Annotated in this window: 20 protein-coding genes; 14 read left to right on the top strand and 6 right to left on the bottom strand. The window is 72.0% G+C overall.

What is annotated here, in order from left to right; genetic code table 11:
* Positions 1–76: 76 nt before the first annotated feature.
* Positions 77–508, bottom strand: a complete 432-nt coding sequence (locus C1J01_RS03435) for a GNAT family N-acetyltransferase (protein ID WP_111175853.1) — start codon at positions 506–508, stop codon at positions 77–79.
* A complete protein-coding gene (locus C1J01_RS03430; RefSeq protein ID WP_220039712.1) occupies positions 508–1,596 on the bottom strand; it encodes an ROK family transcriptional regulator in 1,089 nt (362 codons plus the stop codon). Before C1J01_RS03430 ends, C1J01_RS03435 begins: the two co-directional genes overlap by 1 nt.
* A 111-nt stretch (positions 1,597–1,707) precedes the next feature.
* Between C1J01_RS03430 and xylA the strand changes: the two genes are divergently transcribed.
* The 9 genes from xylA to C1J01_RS03385 all read left to right on the top strand — a co-directional run bounded on the left by xylA (position 1,708) and on the right by C1J01_RS03385 (position 10,571).
* Complete coding sequence (gene xylA / locus C1J01_RS03425; protein ID WP_111175849.1) at positions 1,708–2,859, top strand: xylose isomerase; 1,152 nt, start codon at positions 1,708–1,710, stop codon at positions 2,857–2,859.
* Positions 2,856–3,599, top strand: a complete 744-nt coding sequence (locus tag C1J01_RS03420; RefSeq protein ID WP_111175847.1) for a sugar phosphate isomerase/epimerase family protein — start codon at positions 2,856–2,858, stop codon at positions 3,597–3,599. The genes xylA and C1J01_RS03420 overlap by 4 nt, the downstream gene beginning before the upstream one ends.
* Positions 3,596–4,696 carry a Gfo/Idh/MocA family protein gene (locus tag C1J01_RS03415; RefSeq protein WP_111175845.1) on the top strand — a complete coding sequence of 367 codons (1,101 nt, stop codon included), beginning with the start codon at positions 3,596–3,598 and terminating at the stop codon, positions 4,694–4,696. Before C1J01_RS03420 ends, C1J01_RS03415 begins: the two co-directional genes overlap by 4 nt.
* Positions 4,697–4,774: 78 nt before the next feature.
* Entirely contained in the window at positions 4,775–6,106 is a 1,332-nt protein-coding gene (locus tag C1J01_RS03410) for a S8 family serine peptidase (RefSeq protein ID WP_111175843.1), read from the top strand.
* A 49-nt stretch (positions 6,107–6,155) separates the two neighbouring features.
* A complete protein-coding gene (lysS, locus tag C1J01_RS03405) occupies positions 6,156–7,778 on the top strand; it encodes a lysine--tRNA ligase (protein WP_111175841.1) in 1,623 nt (540 codons plus the stop codon).
* Complete coding sequence (locus C1J01_RS03400) at positions 7,775–8,305, top strand: AAA family ATPase (RefSeq protein WP_111175839.1); 531 nt, start codon at positions 7,775–7,777, stop codon at positions 8,303–8,305. Before lysS ends, C1J01_RS03400 begins: the two co-directional genes overlap by 4 nt.
* 73 nt (positions 8,306–8,378) lie before the next feature.
* Positions 8,379–9,107 (top strand): glycosyltransferase family 2 protein, encoded by a 729-nt coding sequence (locus C1J01_RS03395; protein ID WP_111175837.1) that lies wholly within the window; start codon positions 8,379–8,381, stop codon positions 9,105–9,107.
* Between the two features lie 19 nt (positions 9,108–9,126).
* Entirely contained in the window at positions 9,127–10,080 is a 954-nt protein-coding gene (locus C1J01_RS03390; protein WP_111175835.1) for a ketopantoate reductase family protein, read from the top strand.
* A 68-nt stretch (positions 10,081–10,148) separates the two neighbouring features.
* Positions 10,149–10,571, top strand: a complete 423-nt coding sequence (locus C1J01_RS03385) for a hypothetical protein (RefSeq protein ID WP_111175833.1) — start codon at positions 10,149–10,151, stop codon at positions 10,569–10,571.
* Positions 10,572–10,575: 4 nt separating this feature from the next.
* Here the strand turns inward: C1J01_RS03385 and C1J01_RS03380 are convergent, their stop codons facing one another.
* The gene (locus C1J01_RS03380) at positions 10,576–11,004 is read right to left on the bottom strand and encodes a hypothetical protein (protein ID WP_235854226.1); all 429 of its coding nucleotides are present in this window, start codon (positions 11,002–11,004) and stop codon (positions 10,576–10,578) included.
* Between the two features lie 62 nt (positions 11,005–11,066).
* Between C1J01_RS03380 and C1J01_RS03375 the strand changes: the two genes are divergently transcribed.
* A complete protein-coding gene (locus tag C1J01_RS03375; protein ID WP_111175831.1) occupies positions 11,067–12,968 on the top strand; it encodes a sensor histidine kinase in 1,902 nt (633 codons plus the stop codon).
* Between the two features lie 3 nt (positions 12,969–12,971).
* Here C1J01_RS03375 and C1J01_RS03370 read toward each other — a convergent pair whose 3' ends face one another.
* Together C1J01_RS03370 and C1J01_RS49535 are read right to left on the bottom strand one after the other, a co-directional pair.
* Positions 12,972–13,712, bottom strand: coding sequence for an MBL fold metallo-hydrolase (locus tag C1J01_RS03370; RefSeq protein ID WP_235854225.1), 741 nt, complete (start codon positions 13,710–13,712; stop codon positions 12,972–12,974).
* A 9-nt stretch (positions 13,713–13,721) separates the two neighbouring features.
* Complete coding sequence (locus C1J01_RS49535; protein WP_181448552.1) at positions 13,722–13,865, bottom strand: hypothetical protein; 144 nt, start codon at positions 13,863–13,865, stop codon at positions 13,722–13,724.
* A gap of 368 nt (positions 13,866–14,233) precedes the next feature.
* On the opposite strand from C1J01_RS49535, the gene rho reads away from it, so the two are divergent.
* The 3 genes from rho to C1J01_RS03355 all read left to right on the top strand — a co-directional run bounded on the left by rho (position 14,234) and on the right by C1J01_RS03355 (position 18,325).
* Positions 14,234–15,340, top strand: a complete 1,107-nt coding sequence (gene rho, locus C1J01_RS03365) for a transcription termination factor Rho (RefSeq protein WP_181448551.1) — start codon at positions 14,234–14,236, stop codon at positions 15,338–15,340.
* A gap of 30 nt (positions 15,341–15,370) precedes the next feature.
* Positions 15,371–16,411 carry a putative RNA methyltransferase gene (locus C1J01_RS03360; protein WP_146615456.1) on the top strand — a complete coding sequence of 347 codons (1,041 nt, stop codon included), beginning with the start codon at positions 15,371–15,373 and terminating at the stop codon, positions 16,409–16,411.
* A gap of 135 nt (positions 16,412–16,546) precedes the next feature.
* Positions 16,547–18,325 carry a S9 family peptidase gene (locus C1J01_RS03355; RefSeq protein ID WP_111175827.1) on the top strand — a complete coding sequence of 593 codons (1,779 nt, stop codon included), beginning with the start codon at positions 16,547–16,549 and terminating at the stop codon, positions 18,323–18,325.
* 4 nt (positions 18,326–18,329) lie between these two features.
* Here the strand turns inward: C1J01_RS03355 and C1J01_RS03350 are convergent, their stop codons facing one another.
* Positions 18,330–19,520: a PP2C family protein-serine/threonine phosphatase gene (locus C1J01_RS03350; RefSeq protein ID WP_111175825.1), complete on the bottom strand. Its 1,191-nt coding sequence runs from the start codon at positions 19,518–19,520 to the stop codon at positions 18,330–18,332.
* Between the two features lie 36 nt (positions 19,521–19,556).
* Between C1J01_RS03350 and C1J01_RS48975 the strand changes: the two genes are divergently transcribed.
* Positions 19,557–19,910: a hypothetical protein gene (locus C1J01_RS48975; RefSeq protein WP_146615455.1), complete on the top strand. Its 354-nt coding sequence runs from the start codon at positions 19,557–19,559 to the stop codon at positions 19,908–19,910.
* The last annotated feature ends 74 nt before the right edge of the window (positions 19,911–19,984 follow it).

Here is a 19,984-nt window from a genome sequence, read left to right as displayed (position 1 = left end):
CCGCATCCCCTTCTCCCTCGTGGCCGCCGCCGACCCGGCCGGCGCCCCGGTGCGCCTCACCCTCGAGTGACCGCGTCTACACCAGGACCTTGACGTAACAGCGGGTCAGCGGCGCGTCCACGTACCTCCCGTACGGCTCCGTCAGCGTGTACGCGCGGCTCTCGTACAGGGCGATGGCCTCGGGCTGCCGCAGGCCGGTCGCCAGCCGCAGCCGCCGGTGACCGAGGTCGCGGGCCAGGTCCTCCAGCGCCGCCAGCAGCGCCGTGGCGACCCCGCGCCCCCGGCACTCCGGGATCACGTACATCCGTTTGAGCTCCCCCGTCACGTCGTCCACCGGCTGCACGGCGCCGCAGCCGACCGCACGGCCGTCCAGCGTGGCGACCAGGAAGCGGGCGCCGTCCTTGACCTGCGAGCGGCCTTCGGGGCCGTAGCGGGCGACGAGTTCGGCGAAGGCGGCGTCGAGCAGGGCGGACAGCTCCGGGTCCGCGGGGGTGCGCTCCTCGATCATCACAGTCCCAGCATCCCGGCCGGTTCGGCGATGACCTGCTGGATCACCAGGCCGGCGGCGCCGAGCACGGCCGCGTCCGCGCCGGTGCGGGAGACGACGACGGCGGGCGGGGTGCCGCGCATCTGCGCCAGCCGGGCCCCGAGCGCCCCGCCCACCGGCCCCTCCAGCCAGGGGAACAGCGGCGCGAAGATCCCGCCGAGCACGATCCGGCCCGGGTCGAGCAGGTGGACGGCCGAGGTGAGCGCCACGCCGAGCGCGTGCCCGGCCCGCTCGCACGTCTCCAGCGCCTCCCGGTCGCCCGACTCCAGGCGGTCCACCAGCTCCGGCACCGAGGCCAGCTCACCGAGCAGGGCGTCCTGGCCGGCGTACACCTCCAGGCAGCCCCGACCGCCGCACCGGCACCCGGGCCCGTCCGGCACGACGACCACGTGGCCCAGCTCCCCGGCCAGCCCGAACGTGCCACGGAACACCGTCCCGCCGACCACGAGGCCCGCGCCGATGCCGATCTCGCCGGACACGTAGAGGAAGTCGGCCTCCCCCGAGCCGAACCACAGCTCCCCGAGCGCCGCCAGGTTCGCCTCGTTGTCGACGGCGAACGGCAGGTCGATCAGGTCGGCCACGCGGACGTCGCGCCACCCGAGATGCGGCGCGCTGCGCAGCACGCCGTCCTCGACCGTGCCCGGCACGGCGAGGGCTCCTCCGATGACCCGCAGTCCCTCGGCCTCGGCCTCCGCCGTGGTCTGCTTCACCAGGTCGCGCAGCCCCGCGAGGATCAGCGCCGGGTCGGAGCTGCGGTTGTCGGCCGGCACCGTGCGCCGCAGCCGCACCGTACGGGTCAGGTCGACCACGCAGGCGGCGAGGTAGTCGATGTTGACCTCCAGCCCCAGCGCGGCCACCCGGTGCCCGCTCAGGCTCACCGCCACGCCCGGACGCCCCCGCTCGCCCCCGCGAACGGCCCCGCTCTCGGTCACCGCCCCGGCCTCCAGGAGGTCGGCGACCAGGCTGGACACGGTCGTCTTGGTGAGCCCGGTGCGCTCGGCGAGCGCGGCGCGGGTATGAGGTCCTGACCGGTGGATGGTCGCCAGCACTACGGCCAGATTACGGGCGCGCATGGAATCATGCCGGACCCCTCTTGACGCCACGTGCCCACCTCCTCAGGATTATGTACAGATTATGGACTAATAGCAGCGGAGACCAATATGACCGATTTCACGCCCACGCCCGACGACCGCTTCACCTTCGGCCTCTGGACGGTCGGCTGGCAGGCGCGCGACCCGTTCGGCGACGCCTCCCGCCCGCCGCTCGACCCGGTCGAGAGCGTGCACCGCCTCGCCGAGCGCGGCGCGTACGGCGTCACGTTCCACGACGACGACCTCCTCGCCGTCGAGCCCGACCGCGACAAGGCCATCGCGGCGTTCAGGAAGGCGCTGGACGAGACCGGCATGAAGGTGCCGATGGCCACCACCAACCTGTTCACCCACCCGGTCTTCAAGGACGGCGCGTTCACCAGCAACGACCGCGACGTCCGCCGCTACGCCCTGCGCAAGGTCATGCGCAACCTCGACCTCGCCGCCTCCCTCGGCGCGAGGACGTACGTCTGCTGGGGCGGCCGCGAGGGCGCCGAGTCCGACGCCGCCAAGGACGTCAAGGCCGCGCTCGACCGCTACAAGGAGGGCCTCGACCTCCTCTGCCAGTACGTGATCGACAAGGGCTACGACATCCGCTTCGCCCTGGAGCCCAAGCCGAACGAGCCCCGCGGCGACATCCTGCTGCCCACGATCGGCCACGCCCTGGCGCTGATCAACGAGCTGGAGCACCCCGAGATGGTGGGCCTCAACCCCGAGGTCGGCCACGAGCAGATGGCCGGGCTCAACTTCGTGCACGGCATCGCCCAGGCCCTGTGGCACGGCAAGCTCTTCCACATCGACCTCAACGGCCAGCACGGCCCGAAGTACGACCAGGACCTCATCTTCGGCCACGGCGACCTGAAGAGCGCCTTCTTCCTGGTCGACCTGCTGGAGAACGGCGGCTACGACGGCCCCCGCCACTTCGACTACAAGCCGCTGCGCACCGAGGACCCGGAAGACGTGTGGGACTCCGCGTCGGCGAACATGCGCACGTACCTGATCCTCAAGGAGAAGTCGCGCGCCTTCCGCGCCGACCCCGAGGTGCAGGAGGCCCTGCGCAACTCCCGCGTGGACGAGCTGGGGCAGCCCACGCTCGCGGCCGGCGAGACCTGGCAGGACCTCGCGAACGACACCTTCGACCCCGAGGTGGCCGCCGCCCGCGGCTTCCACTTCACCCGGCTCAACCAGCTCGCCCTCGAGCACCTGCTCGGGGTCCGGGGATGACCTCCCCCTTCGGCGTCCAGCTCTACACCGTCAGGGAGGAGCTGGCCGCCGACCGCGTCGCCGTGCTGCGCCGGATCGCGATCATCGGCTACGGCGCCGTCGAGCCCTACGACCCGCTGGCCGATCCGGAGGGCTTACGGCGGCTCGCCGACGACCTGGGGCTGCGCGTCCCGGCGACGCACGCGTCCGCGCTGCTGCGCAGGGAGCCGGCGGAGGTGTTCGAGGCGGTCGCCACGCTCGGCGCCGGGCTGGTGATCGTCCCGGGCGGCGTCCCGCACGAGGAGTTCACCACGCTCGACGGCCTGGCGCGCACGGCCGACCTGCTCAACGACCTGGCCGAGCAGGCGGCCGGCTACGGGCTGCGGCTCGGTTACCACAACCACTGGTGGGAGATCGAGCCGCGACTGGACGGCCGGCACGCCCTGGAGGTGCTGGCCGACCGGCTCGCCCCCGAGGTTTTCCTGGAGATCGACACGTACTGGGCGGCCGTGGGCGGCGCCGACGTGCCCGCCCTGCTCGGCCGCCTGGCCGAGCGCACGCTGGCCCTGCACGTCAAGGACGGCCCTGGGGTCAAGGACCGGCCGCACACCGCGGTCGGCCAGGGCGTCATGCCCGTGCCCGACATCCTCGCCGCCGCCCCGGGCGCGCTGCGGATCGTCGAGCTCGACGAGTGCGCGGACGACATCTTCGCCGTCCTCGCCGAAAGCCACGCCTACCTCAGCAGCTTGGAGGGCTCTTGAGCAACGGTCCCGTCGGCGTCGCCCTGGTGGGCGCCGGAGTGATCAGTGGCCAGTATCTGCGCAACCTCACCGCCTTCCCCGACGTGCGGGTGCTCGCCGTCGCGGATCTCGACACCGGCCGGGCCGCCGCGGTCGCCCGCGAGCACGGCGTGCCGGTCTCCGGCGACCTCGGCACGGCGCTGGCCGTGCCCGAGGTGGAGATCGTGGTCAACCTGACCGTCCCCGCCGCGCACGCGGCCGTCGCGCTGGAGTCCCTGCGCGCCGGCAAGCACGTGTACGGCGAGAAGCCCTTCGCCATGGACGTGGACGAGGCCGCCAAGGTCATGGCGGAGGCCGCCGACCGGGGCCTGCGGCTGGGCGGCGCCCCCGACACGTTCCTGGGCGCGGGGCTGCAGTCGGCGCTGCGCGCCCTGCGCTCCGGGCTCGTCGGGGCGCCGGTCGCCGTCACGGCGGCCACGCAGAGCCTCGGGCCGGAGTCGTGGCACCCGAACCCGGAGTTCTTCTACCAGCCGGGCGGCGGCCCGCTGTTCGACCTGGGGCCGTACTACCTGACCGCGCTGGTGGCGCTGCTCGGGCCGGTCGCGCGGGTGGCGGCCGGCACGCGCCGGGCCCGCGACCAGCGGGTGGTCGGCTCGGGCCCGAAGGCGGGCACGCTCTTCCCCGTGGCGGTGCCGACCCACGTCAACGCCCTGCTCGACTTCCCCGGCACGGCCACGGCGGCGGCCACGTTCAGCTTCGACTCGGCCGTGAACCGGCGGATGATCGAGATCATCGGCACCGAGGGCGCGCTGTCGCTGCCCGACCCGAACACGTTCGAGGGCCCGCTGCTGGCCCGCGGATTACGCGACGCCGACTGGCGGGAGCTGCCGGTGACGGGCACGACGGCGGGACGCGGCATCGGCGTCCTGGACATGGCGAGGTCGATCCGCGCGGGCACGCCGCACCGCGCCTCGGGCGAGCTGGCCTGCCACGTGCTCGACCTCATGTCGGCCATCGCGGAGTCGGGCGAACGCGCCGAGTTCCGGCCGATCGCCTCGACCACGGCCGTGCCGGAGCCGCTCCCCGAGGACTGGGACCCGTACGCGGCGACCACGTAAAGCTTCCCCACAGGAATCATCCACGGACCGGACGGGCATGATTACCGAGGGTAATGCTTCGGTAACAGAGAGGTTCTCATGCGCGTCCTGATCCAGCTCCGTCCCGCCCCCGACGTCGTCGCGTCCGTGCTCGACGCGAACGTCCGCAGCACGGTCGCCGACGTCGTCGCCGACCTGCCCGGAGTCCTCCTCGACGAGACGTACACGCCGGTGGCCGTGCCGCGGCCGGTCACCGGCCTGTCGCCGTACCAGCGGGCGGAGTTCTCCATGGCCCCCGAGCACGCCACCGTCCTCGTCCGCGGCGAGATCTCCGACGCCGAGCTCGCCACCCGCCCGGTGCTGCTGTCGTCGTCCGTACGCGAGGTCACCGGCGTGTTCGCCGACCCGCCCATCCGCAGCCACCTCACCTGCGCCGGCGACGGCCCCGTCGGCGACTGGGAGCAGGTCAGGCGGCTCCTGAACACCTACGACCTGTGGTCGTCCGGCCACGACGGCGAGGGCGTGACCGTGGCGATCGTCGACACCGGCGTCAACGCCGACCACATCGCCGCCCGCATCGGCCACGACGTCGCCGTCGACGCCGCCCGCAGCTGGGCCCCGCCGGGCGTGGCCAAGACCCCCGGGCGCCATCCGGTCACCCACGGCTCCATGTGCGCCTTCGACGCGCTGCTCGCCGCGCCCAAGGCCACCCTGCTCGACCTGCCGGTGCTGCTCAGCCGGGAGCGTTCGGCCGAAGGGCTGCTGTCGGACGCGGTGGCCGCCTACTCCCACCTCGACGGCGTGCTGCGGGCCATGCCGGCCGACGCGCGGGCGCTGGTGGTCAGCAACAGCTGGGGCCTCGCCTCGCCCGACGCGGACTTCCCGCCCGGCCACCCGGGCAACTACTCCGACAACCCGGCCCACCCGTTCAACGTGATCGTGGGGAGCCTGGAGGGCGCGGGCGCCGACATCCTCTTCGCGGCCGGCAACTGCGGGCGCGACTGCCCCGACGCCTCCTGCGGGTTCCCCGAGCGGCCGATCGCGGGCGCCAACTCCCACCCGGCCGTGTTGTCCGTCGGCGGCGTCGACGTGCGCGGCGAGCGCGTCGGCTACTCCTCCCAGGGCCCCGGCCGGCTGTCGGAGCGCAAGCCCGACCTGTGCGCCTACACCCACTTCGCCGGCTCCGAGGCCGTCGGGGCCGCCGACACCGGCACCTCCGCCTCCTGCCCGGTCGCCGCCGGGGTGGTCGCCGCCGTCCGCACCCGCAGGTCCGCCGCCGCGCTGTCGCCGTCCCAGCTGCGCACCCTGCTCCACCGCACCGCCGACGACCGCAGCACGGTCGGCTTCGACCACGACTACGGCTACGGCGTCATCGACCCGCCCGCCGTGCTGGCCGCGCTCGGCCGGCAGAGCCGCACCCGCGCGGCCTGAAGGCGCATACGCGTTGGCTTGCGACGCGCGAAGCCGCAAGAATGGCGCGATGGCGGAAAGTGCCGAGACCGACTGGGTCTCCAGGTTCGCGGACGATGTGATGGCCGAGGCGGAGAGGCGTGCCCCGGGCAAAGCCATCGTCTGCGCCTCAGGGCTCAGCCCGTCGGGCCCCATCCACCTGGGCAACCTGCGCGAGGTCATGACCCCCCACCTGGTCGCCGACGAGATCAGGCGGCGCGGCGTCGAGTGCGTCCACCTGCTGTCGTGGGACGACTACGACCGCTTCCGCCGCGTTCCCGCCGGCATCGACCCCTCCTGGGCCGAGCACATCGGCAAGCCGCTGACCTCGGTGCCGGCCCCGCCCGGCAGCTCCCACCCCAACTGGGCCGAGCACTTCAGGGCGCCCATGGAGCGGGCGCTGGCGGAGCTGGGCGTCGAGGTGCGCGCCATCAGCCAGACCGAGCAGTACACCTCGGGCGCCTACCGCGAGCAGATCCTGCTGGCCATGCGCGAGCGCGGGAGGATCGACGCCGTGCTCTCGCGCTACCGGACCCGCGCCGGTGAGCCCGACGAGCCCGGCGAGCAGGCCTATTACCCGTACCGGCCGTACTGCGAGCTGTGCGGGCGCGATCTGACGACCGTCACCGCGTACGACGACGAGACGACCGAGCTGGCCTACACCTGCGAGTGCGGCTTCGGCGAGACCGTCCGGCTCGCCGAGCACGACCGCGGCAAGCTGGTGTGGAAGGTCGACTGGCCGATGCGCTGGGCCTACGAGGGCGTGGTCTTCGAGCCGTCCGGGGTCGACCACCACTCGCCGGGCTCGGCGTGGGTCGTCGGCGGCCAGATCGTCGGCGAGGTGTTCGGCGGGCAGCAGCCCATCGGCCCGATGTACGCCTTCGTCGGCATCACCGGCATGGCCAAGATGAGCAGCTCCAAGGGCGACGTGCCCACCCCGGCCGACGCGCTGGAGATCATGGAGGCGCCGGTGCTGCGCTGGCTGTACGCCCGCCGCAAGCCCGCCCAGTCCTTCAAGATCGCCTTCGACCAGGAGATCCACCGCCTCTACGACGAGTGGGACGCCCTCGGCCGCAAGGTCACCGAGGGCCGGGCCCAGCCCGCCGAGCTGGCGGCCTACCACCGGGCGGTGCGCACGGCGCAGGCCCCGCTGCCGGCCACGCCCCACCCGGTCCCCTACCGCACGCTCGCCTCCGTCGCCGACATCACCACCGGCCACGCCGGCCAGACCCTGCGCATCCTGCGCGACCTCGACGGCGTGCCCTCGCTCGACGCGGCCCGCCCGCGTCTCGACCGAGCGCAGCGCTGGGTCGACGGCCACCTGCCGCCCGAGCAGCGCACGCACGTGCGCGAGACGCCAGACCACGAGCTGCTCGCCTCGCTCGGCGCCGACGACAGGGAGGCGCTGCGCCTGCTGGCCGACGGCCTCGACGACTGGACCCTCGACGGCCTGACCGCCCTGGTCTACGGCGTGCCGAAGCGCCTGGCCGGGCTGCCGGCCGACGCGCCGGCCACGCCCGAGCTGAAGGCCGCCCAGCGGGAGTTCTTCGCCCTCCTCTACCGGCTGCTCGTCGGCCGCGACACCGGCCCCAGGCTGCCGACGCTGCTCATGGCGGTCGGCGCCGACCGGGTGCGAAAGCTGGTGGGCGTGTGAACGGCGTCGTCCTGATCACTGGCGTCATGGCGTCCGGCAAGTCGACGGTGGCGCAGGCCCTCGCAGAACGGCTGCCGCGGTCGGCGCACGTCCGCGGTGACGTGTTCCGGCGCATGGTCGTCGGGGGCCGCGCCGACCCGACCCCGGACATGGGCGAGGAGGAGGTCCGCCAGCTCCACCTCCGCCAGCGGATCGCCGCGAATACGGCGGACCTTTATGCCAATGCGGGCTTTACGTCAATAGTCCAGGACATCATTATCGGACCGGATCTGGAACGGTTTACGAAACTAGTCGATACACGCCCGCTTTATGTGGTCGTTCTGGCTCCGGACCCGGCGGTGGTGGCCCGCCGCGAGAGCGCCCGCGGCAAGACCGGCTACGCGGGCGGATGGGTGATCGCCCAGTTCGACGCGGTGCTCCGGCGCGAGACGCCACGCCTCGGGCTGTGGCTGGACACCTCACACCAGACCGTCGAGGAGACGGTGGACGAGATCATTTCCCGTTCCACCGAAGCCGAAATTCACTGAAATATCGCCCGAAATTCGGTGGCTGCAAGAAGATTTCAAGCAAAATGCATGCGCGGCGGGGGACCTTGCTTTCATGAACAAGCAGCCCTTCGCCGCCAGCGTCAGTGTCATCGTCCCCGCGATGAACGAAGCCGAGAACCTCCCTCACGTCTTCGCCACGCTGCCCGAGTGGATCGACGAGGTGATCCTGGTCGACGGCAACTCGGCAGACGACACCGTCGCCGTGGCACGCCGGCTGCGGCCCGATCTCCGGGTCGTCGTGCAGACCCGGCGCGGCAAGGGCAACGCCCTCATCGAGGGCTTCCAGGCCGCCCGGGGCGACATCATCGTCATGATCGACGCCGACGGCTCCACCGACGGCCGCGAGATCCACTCGTTCGTCACCGCGCTCGTCAACGGCGCCGACTTCGCCAAGGGCTCCCGGTACGCCCCCGGTGGCGGCTCCGACGACCTCAGCCCGATCCGCTCGCTCGGCAACAAGGTCCTCACCACGCTGACGAATCTGCTCTACGGCACCCGCTACACCGACCTCTGCTACGGCTACAACGCCTTCTGGGCCCACCACCTCGACGCCCTCGCCCTCGACTGCGACGGCTTCGAGATCGAGACCCTCATGAACGTCCGCGCCGCGCAGGCCGGCCTCGTCATCCGCGAGGTCCCGAGCCACGAGCACTCGCGCATCCACGGCGACAGCAACCTGCACGCGGTCCGCGACGGCTGGCGCGTGCTCAGGACGATCATGCGGGAGCGGTCGCGCGGCACGTCCATGGCCCCGCAGGCACAAGTGGCGCTCGCCAAGTGAGCAATGCCATTCTCTGACAATGCGCTACATCGTGGTCGGAGCAGGAGCAGTCGGCGGCACCATCGGGGCCCGCCTCCACCAGGGCGGGCACGACGTCCTGCTGGTGGCGCGCGGAGCCCACTACGAGGCGCTGAGACGTGACGGCCTGCGCCTGATCACCCCCGAGTCCGACGAGACCCTCGACATCCCGGCCGCCGACGGCCCCGTGCCCACGCGCGACGACGACGTGCTCATCCTCGCGACCAAGTCGCAGGACACCATCGCCGCCCTCGACCCCTGGCCGCGCGACCTGCCCGTGGTGTGCGCCCAGAACGGCGTCGCCAACGAGCGCATGGTCCTGCGCCGGTTCGAGCGCGTCTACGGCATGTGCGTCTGGCTGCCCGCCCAGCACCTCGAGCCGGGCGTCGTCGTGGCCCCCGGCCACCCCTACTCGGGCATGCTGCACGTCGGCCGTTATCCACAGGGTGTGGACGACCTCGGCCACCGGATCGTCACCGACCTCGGCAAGCGCGGCCTGGTGGCCCGCGCCGCGCCCGACGTGATGCGCTGGAAGTACGGCAAACTGCTCGGCAACCTGGCCAACGCCGTCGACGCGCTCGTCGGCCGCGCGCCGGGCGCCTCCGAGGTGGCCGAACGCGCCCGCGCCGAGGCCCGCACCGTGCTGGAGCGGGCCGGCATCGCGTACTCGACGCCCGAGGAGGAGGCCGAGGTGCGCGGCCACAAGGTGGACGCCCGTCCCATCGAGGGCGTCGAGCGGGGCGGCGGGTCGTCCTGGCAGAGCCTGGCGCGGGCCAGCGGCTCCATCGAGGCCGACTACCTCAACGGCGAGATCGTCCTGCTCGGACGCGAGCACGGCGTGCCCACGCCGGTCAACGAGGTGCTCAGGAGCGAGGCCGACAGGTTCGCCAAGGAGAAGCGTCCGCCCGGCTCGATGCCCCTCGAAACACTGCTCTCGCTCATCGGGAACCCCTGAGAATCCGCATATCCCGCCGATCTCCGGGAAGTGGAAACCCCTCTCTCTGACGACAAGGGGTGAGTTGGATGATCGTGCTGGGACTGATCCTGGCCCTGCTCGCCGGCGGTGCTCTCTACCTGGTGCTCACCGAGGAGAGCACCAGGTACGTCCTGTTCGGATACACCTTCGAGCTCAACCACGTGGAGATGTTCCTGGCCGGGGCGGCCAGCGCGGCCGTCCTGGCGCTGGGCCTGTGGCTGCTCGGGTCAGGTTCGCGCAGGACCGCGAGGAAACACCGCCGGCTGCGCAGCGCCAAGGCCGAGGCCTCCAGCCGGGTGGCCCGGCTGGAGGACGAGAAGCGCGAGCTGGAGCGGAAGCTGCAGCGCGAGCACGCCGAACGCGAGCGGGCCGAACGTACCGAACGCGAACAGGCCGAGCGCTCCGAACGTGAACACGAGCGCGTGTCCGGCGACCGTCTCGTCGCCCGCGGCTCCGACGACCGCCACTGAGCGGTCACGCGGCGGGCGCCTCCTGGCGCGAGGGCAGCAGCTTGCCCTCGCGCCAGAGCGCGAAGCCGGTGATCAGCGCGCCCAGCCCCTCCCAGAGCCCCACGCCGAAGAACTCCCCGGGCGCCGCCCCCGTCAGCACGAGCGACGTGAACACCGTGAACGTCACCAGCCGGAACGGCACCGTCCACCGGAAGAACGGCGTGTAGTCGTGGGAGGCGGCGAACACGTAGTAGACGCCCATGTTGACGGCCGCCATCGACGACGCGGCCATGTAGACGTGCGTGTAGTCCCCGGCCGGGCGGACGTCGAGCACCTCGAAGCCCAGCATGGCCAGCATGGTGTCGGGCGAGATCAGTCCGAGCAGGCCGAGTGCGAAGGCCAGGACGCCGAAGACCGCGATGGTCCACCCGGCGAACGAACGTGGAAGACGCACAGGAATCCTTCCAAAGGGGGGTGTACTCTGCGAGGCGATCTCATCATGCATCCGGAGGTCGCATGCCCCCCACGCGTGGCCGTCCCATCGCTCTGAAGCTGCTCGCCCTCCTGCTCGTGCCGCTGCTGTCGCTGGCGGGCCTGTGGGCGTTCGCCGCGAGCCTGACCGGCGTCGACGGCCTGCGGCTGCTGGCGATCAACGACCTGGCGGCCAACGTGGCCACCCCGTCCGAGCGGGTCACCAACGAGCTGCAGAACGAGCGGCTGGTGTCGGTCGAGTTCCTGGTCACCGGCCGGGGCGCGGACGCCGTGGCCGAACAGCGGCGCAAGACCGACCAGGCGGTGACGACGTACCGGAGGCTGTCGGGCGGGATGCGGGACCTGTCGCCGCAGCTGACCGCGAAGCTCGCCGCGCTCGGCGGCGAGCTCGGCCGGCTTCCCGAGCTCCGCCGGGAGCTGGACGGCGAGGCCCTGACGCCGCTGGAGGCCATCGCCCGCTACAGCGACATCGTGGACGCGTCCTTCCGCATGTACGACGCCATGGTCCTGATGCCGGACATGTCGCTGTATCGGCAGGCCCGCGCGGTGACCATGCTGGGTGAGGCCAAGGAGATGTTGTCGCGCGAACGGGCGCTGATCCCCGTGCTGCTCGGCCAGGGCCGGGTCGGGACCCGCGAGCGGGCGGCGTTCGCGGAGATGGCGGCCACCAGGCGGCTGCTCCACACCCAGGCGCTCTCCCACCTCGACGGCGGCCTGCGCGGCGCGTACGAGGGGATGGCGGCCTCGCCGGCCTACGTCGAGTTCCTGGCCGCGGAGGACACCATCAGGGGCACGACCACCGGTGACGGCCTGCCCCCCACCGCCGCCACCTGGCCCATCGACGGCCGGAACCTGTGGGCCGCCGTCGAACGCAACCAGGCCGCCGCCGTGAAGGGCATCACCGAGCGGGTGACCCCGACGGCCATCGGCATGCTCGTCAAGCTCGGCGTCGCCGGCGGCGCGGGCCTGATCGTCGTCGTCGCGTCCGTGCTGATCTCGCTGCGCTTCCGCAAGCGCTTGGTGCGCGAGCTGGCCGAGCTGCGCGACGCCGCCACCGAACTCGCCGACGTGCGCCTGGCCGGGCTCGTGCGCCGGCTGCGGACGAGCACCGAGCCGCCCACCGCCGAGGAGATCGCGCCGCTGCGCGTCGAGACGGCCACCTCGGAGGTCGCCGACATCGTCCAGGCGTTCAACGAGGTGCAGTCCACGGCCGTCGAGGCCGCCGTCGGCCAGGCGAGGCTGCGCCACGGCGTCAGCCAGGTCTTCGTGAACCTGGCCCGGCGCAACCAGTCGTTGCTGCACCGGCAGCTGCTCCAGCTCGACGGCATGGAGCGGGCCACCGAGCAGCCGGAGGTCCTGGCCGACCTGTTCAAGCTCGACCACCTCACCACCCGCATGCGCCGGCACGCCGAGAGCCTCATCATCCTGTCGGACCAGGCCCCCGGTCGCGGCTGGCGCAACCCGGTGCCGGTCCACGACGTGATCCGCGCCGCCGTGGCCGAGGTGGAGGAGTACGAGCGGGTGGAGGTGCTCCAGCCGCCGCCGGTCGCGCTGCTCGGCACGGCGGTCGCCGACGTGGCCCATCTGCTGGCCGAGCTGGTGGAGAACGCCACCCTCTTCTCCCCGCCGCAGACCCGGGTGGACGTGCGCAGCTCGACCACTCCGCACGGCTTCGTGATCGAGGTGGAGGACCGCGGGCTCGGCCTGCCGCGCACCGAGCTGGACGAGCTCAACGACCGGCTGGCCCGCACCCCGGAGTTCGACCTGGCCCAGAGCGACCGGCTCGGGCTGTTCGTGGTCTCGAGGCTGGCCGCCCGGCACGACATCAAGGTCACCCTGACGGTCTCGCCGTACGGGGGGCTGACCGCGCGGGTGGCGCTGCCCTCGGCCCTCCTGGCCGACCAGCTCGTGGGGGCCGGGCGGTAGCCCTCAGAGGGCGGTGAACGGCTCCGCGAAGTGGGCGGTGGCGAGGACCGCCCGCTCGGCCCTGAGCCGGGCCAGCACCTCGGCCCGCGTGCGCGCGGCGGCCTCGGGGTCGTCGTCGTAGAGGTACGGGATGGCGGGATCGGCCAGCTGCACCGGGTGGAGCACCAGGTCACCGGTCATGGCCACCTCACCGGCCCGGACGATCTGGTGGCCGGGGGTGTGTCCGGGCGCGAGGTGGACGTGCACGCCGGGCGCGACCTCGGCGTCGCCGTCGACCGCGTGCAGCTGCCCCTTGATCACGGAGACGACGTCGTCGAGCATCGGGCCGGCGGCGGCCTCCAACTCGGCCTGCTGGACGACGTATCGGGCGTTCTCGAACACCGGCCTGCCCTCCGCGACGGCGCCGGAGGCGTGGTCGCTGTGCAGGTGGGTGAGGATCACGGCGCCGACCTCGGCGGGCGCGACGCCCGCGGCGGCCAGCTCGCCGGCCAGCGTGCCGGGGACGGGCGCCCAGCTCGCCGCCGGGGAGTCCGCGGCGCCGATGCCGGTGTCGACCAGGGTCAGCCGGCCGGCGGCGTCGCGGAGCAGGTAGCAGTGGAAGTGCAGGACCCAGGGCTCGTCGCGGAGCCCGGAGCCGGCGAACATCTCGGTGAGCGGGCGGCGGATCGCCGCTCCCATGGGGCCCACGGCGTCGCAGAGCGGTGTGATCTCGACGCCGGAGACGGTGATCGGGTGATGCGGCACCCGCCGAGTCTAGGCGGCGACGGGCCGGCGGGGCACGAACTCGTTCTCGAGGTCGGCGGCGTAGACGGCGCGGCGGCAGTGCGCGCAGCGGTACATGATGGGGCCCTCGTCGAGCTCGTGGTGGCACTGCGGGCAACGGTTGACGGTCTTCATGGTGCTCCCCCAGGGAAGGTCTCTGCCGGTTACATGGAACCCTCATCGAGTTGCAGGGGTCCTGCACGCCGCTTGCCGATGGGGGCCTCCGCACCGTGCGCGGTAATCTTCCTCGCCGTACGGTGCGCTGAAGGACATTGTCACGCCTGTGAGGCCCATCCCCGCGGCAAGACACGGAGAACGGCCCCGGAATAGTCCGAGAGGGCTAGGTGTTGTATGGCGCAGATGGCGTGGTATGTTCCTGCCAAGCGTTGAGCCTTTCGCTCCGCTGGCTTTCATCCGGCCCGCGTCTTCATGGGCCCGCCGTTTTCTCTTTCATCCCGCCGGTGCTTCCGTGTTGCCGGCGACGTTCCCTCAAGGGGCTCAGCATGTCCTTGCACACCATTCCTGAACAGCGTGCGTCCACGCAGATCCGCCATGTAACCGGATTGCTGGACATACACGACAAATCGGCTTTTATTAGGACCGCACATCTGCCGGAGCCCGGCGACGTGCGCCTCACTCCGGAGAAGGTCCGGCAGTACGACCTGCGTCCCGGCGACCACGTGGTCGCGTCGTTCGCGGGCAACAAGCTCGTCGGCGTCGAGTCGGTCAACGGTCTCACCGAGTGGCGCGGGCGGCCCGCGTTCGCCGGCCTCACCCCCGTCCACCCGACCGAGCGTCTCACCCTCGAGACCGAGTCGCTCAGCACCCGCGTCATCGACCTGTTCGCCCCGATCGGCAAGGGGCAGCGCGGCCTCATCGTGGCCCCGCCCAAGGCCGGCAAGACCATGGTCCTGCAGGCGCTGGCCGCCGCGATCACCCGCAACCACCCGGAGGTCCACCTCATGGTGGTGCTCGTGGGCGAGCGGCCCGAGGAGGTCACCGAGATGCGGGCGACCATCTCCGGCGAGATCTTCTCCTCGACCTTCGACCACCCCGACCGCGACCACGCCGCCATCGCCGAGCTGGCCGTCGAACGGGCCAAGCGGCTCGTCGAGTCCGGTCGCGACGTCGTGCTGCTGCTCGACTCGCTGACCCGGCTCGGCCGGGCGTACAACAACCTGGCGCCGAGCGGCGGACGGGTGCTCACCGGCGGCATCGACGCCCGCGCCCTCTACCCGCCCAAGCGCTTCTTCGGCGCGGCCCGCAACGTCGAGGGCGGCGGTTCCCTCACCATCCTCGCCACCGCGCTGGTGGACACGGGCTCGCGCATGGACAACAGCCTGTACGAGGAGTTCAAGGGCACCGGCAACATGGAGCTGCACCTGACCCGCGAGCTGGCCGAACGCCGGCTGTTCCCCGCGGTCGACCTCGACGCCTCCGGCACCCGGCGCGAGGAGATCCTGCTGCACGCCCGCGAGCAGCAGGTGGTCTGGCGGCTGCGCCGCATGCTCACCTCCCTCGACAAGCAGCAGGGCATGGAGATGCTCGTCGACAGGCTCCGCAAGACGCCCTCCAACGCCGCCTTCCTCCTCGAGGCCGCGGCCGCCTGACCGCCCCGGGCATCCACCAGAATGGGCCGCATGCTGGCCGACATCGTGGAATTCCTGATCTGCCCCGTCTGCCGGGCCGACCTGCGGCTCGAGGCCGCCGCCCTGCGATGCGGCAACGGGCACGCCTTCGACGTCGCCAGACAGGGATACGTCAGCCTCCTCGTCGGCTCCCGGCCGCCCGGCACCGCCGACAACGCCGCGATGGTGGCCGCCAGGGCCGCGTTCCTCGACCGGGGTCACTACGCCCCGCTCGCCCACGCCGTCGCCGAAGCCGTACGGACTTATGCCACAGGAGAGAACGTTCCAGAAAAACGTGAGTCCTCTCCCGAAACGAATGACGGCGAGGGGTTGAAGGCGTACCGTGGGGCGGGAGTGGAGGCCGGTTACGGCGCGGGCACAGGGGTTCCCGCGCGGCGACCGGACATCGTCGAGGATCATCGCGCGGCGGGCAGGGCCGCTCCGCTGATCGTCGACGCCGGCGCGGGCACCGGGCACTATCTGGCGGCCGCGCTCGACGCGGTGGCCGATGGCATCGGGATGGCGTTCGATGTGTCGAAACACGCTGTGCGCCGGGCGGCGCGGGTGCATCCCAGGGCAGGGGCGTTCGTGGCCGACGTGTGGCGCCCGCTCCCCATCAGGAGCGGGGTGGCCGACGTGCTGATCGACGTCTTCGCGCCCAGGAACGGGCCCGAGTTCCGGCGGATTCTGCGCCCCGGCGGCGTGGCGGTGGTCGTCACCCCCGCGCCCGACCACCTCAGCCCGCTGGTGGAGGAGCTGGGGCTGCTCGCGGTCGACGAGGAGAAGGAGCGCAGGGTGGCCCGGAGCCTGGAGGGGTTCACGGAGGTGGAGCGGCGCTCCATCGCGTTCGAGATGGAGCTGGGGCACGACGACATCGCACAGGTGATCGGGATGGGCCCGAGCGCGTGGCACCACGATCCCGAGGCGTTGGACGCCCGAATTTCTACCTTCATCTCCCGAAATGTCGCGAAAAGGCGGGAAAAAGTCACAACGCGTGCCGCCTTTCACCTGTCTATCTTCCAGCCCGCACCCCGATCAAGGGCTGTTCCTTGACGGACATCTGCAACTGGTGTTACTGATGGGGCATTTAGGCCGAAATTCCCCCACATTTCCCGAGTATTTCTCCGACACAGGCGCAATACTGGACGGCATCCCACGGCGGGACATCAACGGGAGGGGGCGCGCCCGATGAAGGCGGAGGAACGCTGGCAGGCCAGGTTCCGGGCGTCGCGCATGACGCTGCCCACCTGGGCGCGCCAGGCACCCAACCGCTCCATCTACCGCTCCAACGCCACCGGGAAGTGGGAGGTCTACGCCTGGGACCGCGGGTCCGGCACCACCCGCCAGGTCACCGACCGCCCGAGGGGCACCGCGTACGCGGCGATCGACCCGACCGGCCAGTGGATCTACTGGTTCGGCGACACCGACGGCGACGAGTACGGCAGCTGGTGGCGCCAGCCGTTCACCGGCGGCCCCGACGAGCCCGTGGCCCCCGAGCTGCCGCCGGGCCAGCCGGGCGGCATCGCGCTGTCCACGACTGGCGCGGCCGCGATCAGCCTGGCCGGCGGGGGCGCGTTCCGCGTCCACCTCGTGCGCCCCGACCGGCCCGTCACGACGCTGTACGAGCACACCGAGACCGCCTGGGTCGCCGGCATGTCGCTCGACGGCTCCCTCATCGCGATCAACCACGGCGAGTACGGCGACTTCCGCCACCCGGCCCTGCGCGTCGTCCGCCAGAACGGCCAGGAGGTCGGCGAGCTGTACGACGGCCCGGCCAAGGGCGTGATCGGCCTCGACTTCGCCCCCGTGCCCGGCGACCGCCGCCTGCTCGCCCTGCACGAGCGCCGCCACCGCCGCGAGCTCGTCGTATGGGACCCGGTGACCGGCGAGCAGCGCGAGATCTGGCTGCGCGACCCGGGCGAGCTGACCGCCAAGTGGTACCACGACGGCCGCGGCCTGCTCATCGTCCGCGACCACCGCGCCCGCAGCCACCTGCACCGCTACGACCTCGCCGGCGGCGGCCTGACGCTCATCGAGACGCCCCACGGCGTGATCGAGGAGGCCGCGCCCAGGCCCGGCGGCCACGTCGAGTACTCCTGGTCGAGCGGCTCGCACCCGCCGGTCATCCGCTCCAGCGCCGGTCAGGTCGTGGTCAACCCCAGCGGCCCGCCGGCCCCGCCGAGCGTCCCCGTCCAGGACGTCGACGTCGAGGGCCCGGGGGGCCGCATCCACGCGCTCGTCTCCAAGCCCGAGACGGGCGCCGCGCCCTTCCCCACGGTCTTCCTGCTGCACGGCGGCCCCGACGCGCATGACCGCGACGCGTTCTCGCCGGAGGTCGCGGCCTGGGTCGACGCCGGTTTCGCGGTCGTCCGGGTCAACTACCGCGGCTCGACCGGCTACGGGTCGGCCTGGCGCGACGCGTTATGCGGCGAAGTCGGCCACATCGAGCTGGCCGACGTGGCGGCCGTGCGGCAGTGGGTGGTCGACCAGGGCATCTCCGACCCGGCCCGGATGGTGCTGGCCGGCACGGCCTGGGGCGGCTACCTCACGCTGCTCGGCCTCGGCACCCAGCCCGGCCTCTGGGCGGCCGGCATCGCCGCGGTGCCGATCGCCTGCCACCAGACCTCCTACGAGGACGAGTCGGAGAGCCTGCGCGCCTTCCACCGCGCCCTGCTCGGCGGCTCACCCGCCGAGCAGCCCGAGCGGTACGCCGCCGGCTCCCCCATCACCTACGTCGACCAGGTCAAGAGCCCGCTGCTGATCCTGGCCGGTCAGAACGACTGCCGCTGCCCGCTGCGCCAGATCGAGAAGTACGTGGCCAAGCTCACCGAGCACGGCCGCGAGCACGAGGTCTACACCTACGACGCCATCGGCGCCTCGCTCGTGGTCGCGGAGCGCATCACGCAGACGGCGCGGCAGCTGGAGTTCGCCCGCAAGCACACGACCGCCGTGAAGATCGACGGGTAGGGGCTCAGCGGGCGCGCAGCACCACGATGGCCAGGTCGTCGGCGCTCGGCTCGGCGGCGAACTCGGCCGCGCCCCTGCGGATCCGCTCGGCCACCGCCCGGGCCGACAGGCCGGCGCACTCGGACAACATCTTGGCCAGGCCGCCGTCGTCGTCGAGCAGCCGCCCGCCGGAGCGCCGCTCGGTGACGCCGTCGGTCACGGCCAGCAGCACGTCGCCGTGGTCGAGATGGACGGTGTCGGCCTCGAACACGACCTCGTGGAAGACGCCGAGCAGCGACTGCGGCGTGGTGACCGACTCGACCTTGCCGTTGGGCTTGAGCCGCAGCGCCTCGGGGTGGCCGGCCGAGACCAGGCGCACCTCCAGCCCGCTCTCGACGGGCGTGATGTCGCCGTGCAGCAGCGTCAGGAAGCGCGCGCGTTCGCCCTCCTCCAGGATCGCCTGGTTGAGGCGGCCGAGCACCGCGGCGATGCCGTAGCCCTCGCGGGCGAGCAGGCGCAGCGTGTGGCGGGCCAGGCCGGTCACGGCGGCGGCCTCCGGGCCGGTGCCGCACACGTCGCCGATCGCGAAGCGCCAGGAGTCGTCGCCCGCCTTGAACAGGTCGTAGAAGTCGCCGCCGACCTCGTTGGCCTCGCCGGCGGGCTCGTAGATGACGCCGTAGTCGAGGCCCGGGACCTCGGGCTCGTTGGGCGGCAGCAGGCTGCGCTGCAGGGCGCGGTTGGCGGCGGCCTGCTGGGCGTAGAGCCGGGCGTTGTCCATGGCCAGGGCGGCGCGCCTGCCGATGTCGTCGGCGAACTGGATGACCTCGTCGGGGAAGCGGTCGGTGCGGCCCAGGCACATCATGCCGAGGGTGCGCCCGCGTGCGGTGAGCGGTACGGCCAGCACCTGCCACTCGGCCAGGTGGATCGTGGAGGTCACCCGCGTGTCGGCGGCCGCGATGTCCATCTCGGACAGCTGCTCGCGCAGGCCGTCGATACGGGACTCGTCGGCGTGCCAGAGGTAGACCAGTCGCGGCGGGCCACTGTGGTCGGAGGTGTAGACGGCGCACCAGCTCGACAACCGCGGCACCACGACCTGGGCGATGATCGCCGGCACCATGTCGGGGTCGAGAGTGCCCGCCAGCAGGTCGCTCGCGTCTGCCAGGAAGCCCAGCCAATGGGGGCCCCGCGAGCTCTCCTCCAGCCATTCGGCTGCCACTTGGTCCGCTGAGCCAGGTAGCGTGAGCCTAGCCCAATGGACACGGGAATCGCCCTGGAAGGTGACTCCCCACTCCTCGACGTTCACGGAAGGAGGCTTGAGATCGCCCTGGGAGAGGTTGCGTTGCCGCAGTTCGACCTGGACCGCGCTCCCGAAATGCTTCCAAATCACCTCAAAGGGCTCGGCGGCGACCTGCTCCGCCAGATCTCCTGCGACCTGCTCGGCGGTGTGGAGCACACCACCGGTGGCCCACGCGGTCAACACCTCGCGCGTGAACCGCATCGCAGACGTCACAGCAGTATCGCCCGGCGCGAACGTCGCAGCGAGCACTGCTTGGGGAGAACCAGTCATCCCAACGTGCCTACCACACTTCCCGGTGACTTGGGGTAAATCCAAGGACAGGACTACGAGCTACTCATCGTGACAGACTTGAATCACTCGCAGGAGCCAGCCGCGAGTGAAGG

The organism is Nonomuraea aridisoli, assembly GCF_003236395.1.
Taxonomy (GTDB): Bacteria; Actinomycetota; Actinomycetes; order Streptosporangiales; family Streptosporangiaceae; genus Nonomuraea; species Nonomuraea aridisoli.
The sequence above is the reverse complement of the archived record's forward strand: the minus strand, read 5'-3'. Positions and strand labels throughout refer to the sequence as shown.

What these genes read in the sequence shown, in the direction of transcription:
- C1J01_RS03435 (WP_111175853.1), bottom strand. Translation starts at nt 508, where the DNA reads ATGATCGAGGAGCGCACCCCCGCGGACCCGGAGCTGTCCGCCCTGCTC.
- xylA (WP_111175849.1), top strand. Translation starts at nt 1,708, where the DNA reads ATGACCGATTTCACGCCCACGCCCGACGACCGCTTCACCTTCGGCCTC.
- C1J01_RS03420 (WP_111175847.1), top strand. Translation starts at nt 2,856, where the DNA reads ATGACCTCCCCCTTCGGCGTCCAGCTCTACACCGTCAGGGAGGAGCTG.
- C1J01_RS03410 (WP_111175843.1), top strand. Translation starts at nt 4,775, where the DNA reads ATGCGCGTCCTGATCCAGCTCCGTCCCGCCCCCGACGTCGTCGCGTCC.
- lysS (WP_111175841.1), top strand. Translation starts at nt 6,156, where the DNA reads ATGGCGGAAAGTGCCGAGACCGACTGGGTCTCCAGGTTCGCGGACGAT.
- C1J01_RS03395 (WP_111175837.1), top strand. Translation starts at nt 8,379, where the DNA reads ATGAACAAGCAGCCCTTCGCCGCCAGCGTCAGTGTCATCGTCCCCGCG.
- C1J01_RS03390 (WP_111175835.1), top strand. Translation starts at nt 9,127, where the DNA reads ATGCGCTACATCGTGGTCGGAGCAGGAGCAGTCGGCGGCACCATCGGG.
- C1J01_RS03385 (WP_111175833.1), top strand. Translation starts at nt 10,149, where the DNA reads ATGATCGTGCTGGGACTGATCCTGGCCCTGCTCGCCGGCGGTGCTCTC.
- C1J01_RS03375 (WP_111175831.1), top strand. Translation starts at nt 11,067, where the DNA reads ATGCCCCCCACGCGTGGCCGTCCCATCGCTCTGAAGCTGCTCGCCCTC.
- C1J01_RS49535 (WP_181448552.1), bottom strand. Translation starts at nt 13,865, where the DNA reads ATGAAGACCGTCAACCGTTGCCCGCAGTGCCACCACGAGCTCGACGAG.
- rho (WP_181448551.1), top strand. Translation starts at nt 14,234, where the DNA reads ATGTCCTTGCACACCATTCCTGAACAGCGTGCGTCCACGCAGATCCGC.
- C1J01_RS03360 (WP_146615456.1), top strand. Translation starts at nt 15,371, where the DNA reads ATGCTGGCCGACATCGTGGAATTCCTGATCTGCCCCGTCTGCCGGGCC.
- C1J01_RS03355 (WP_111175827.1), top strand. Translation starts at nt 16,547, where the DNA reads ATGAAGGCGGAGGAACGCTGGCAGGCCAGGTTCCGGGCGTCGCGCATG.
- C1J01_RS48975 (WP_146615455.1), top strand. Translation starts at nt 19,557, where the DNA reads ATGGACACGGGAATCGCCCTGGAAGGTGACTCCCCACTCCTCGACGTT.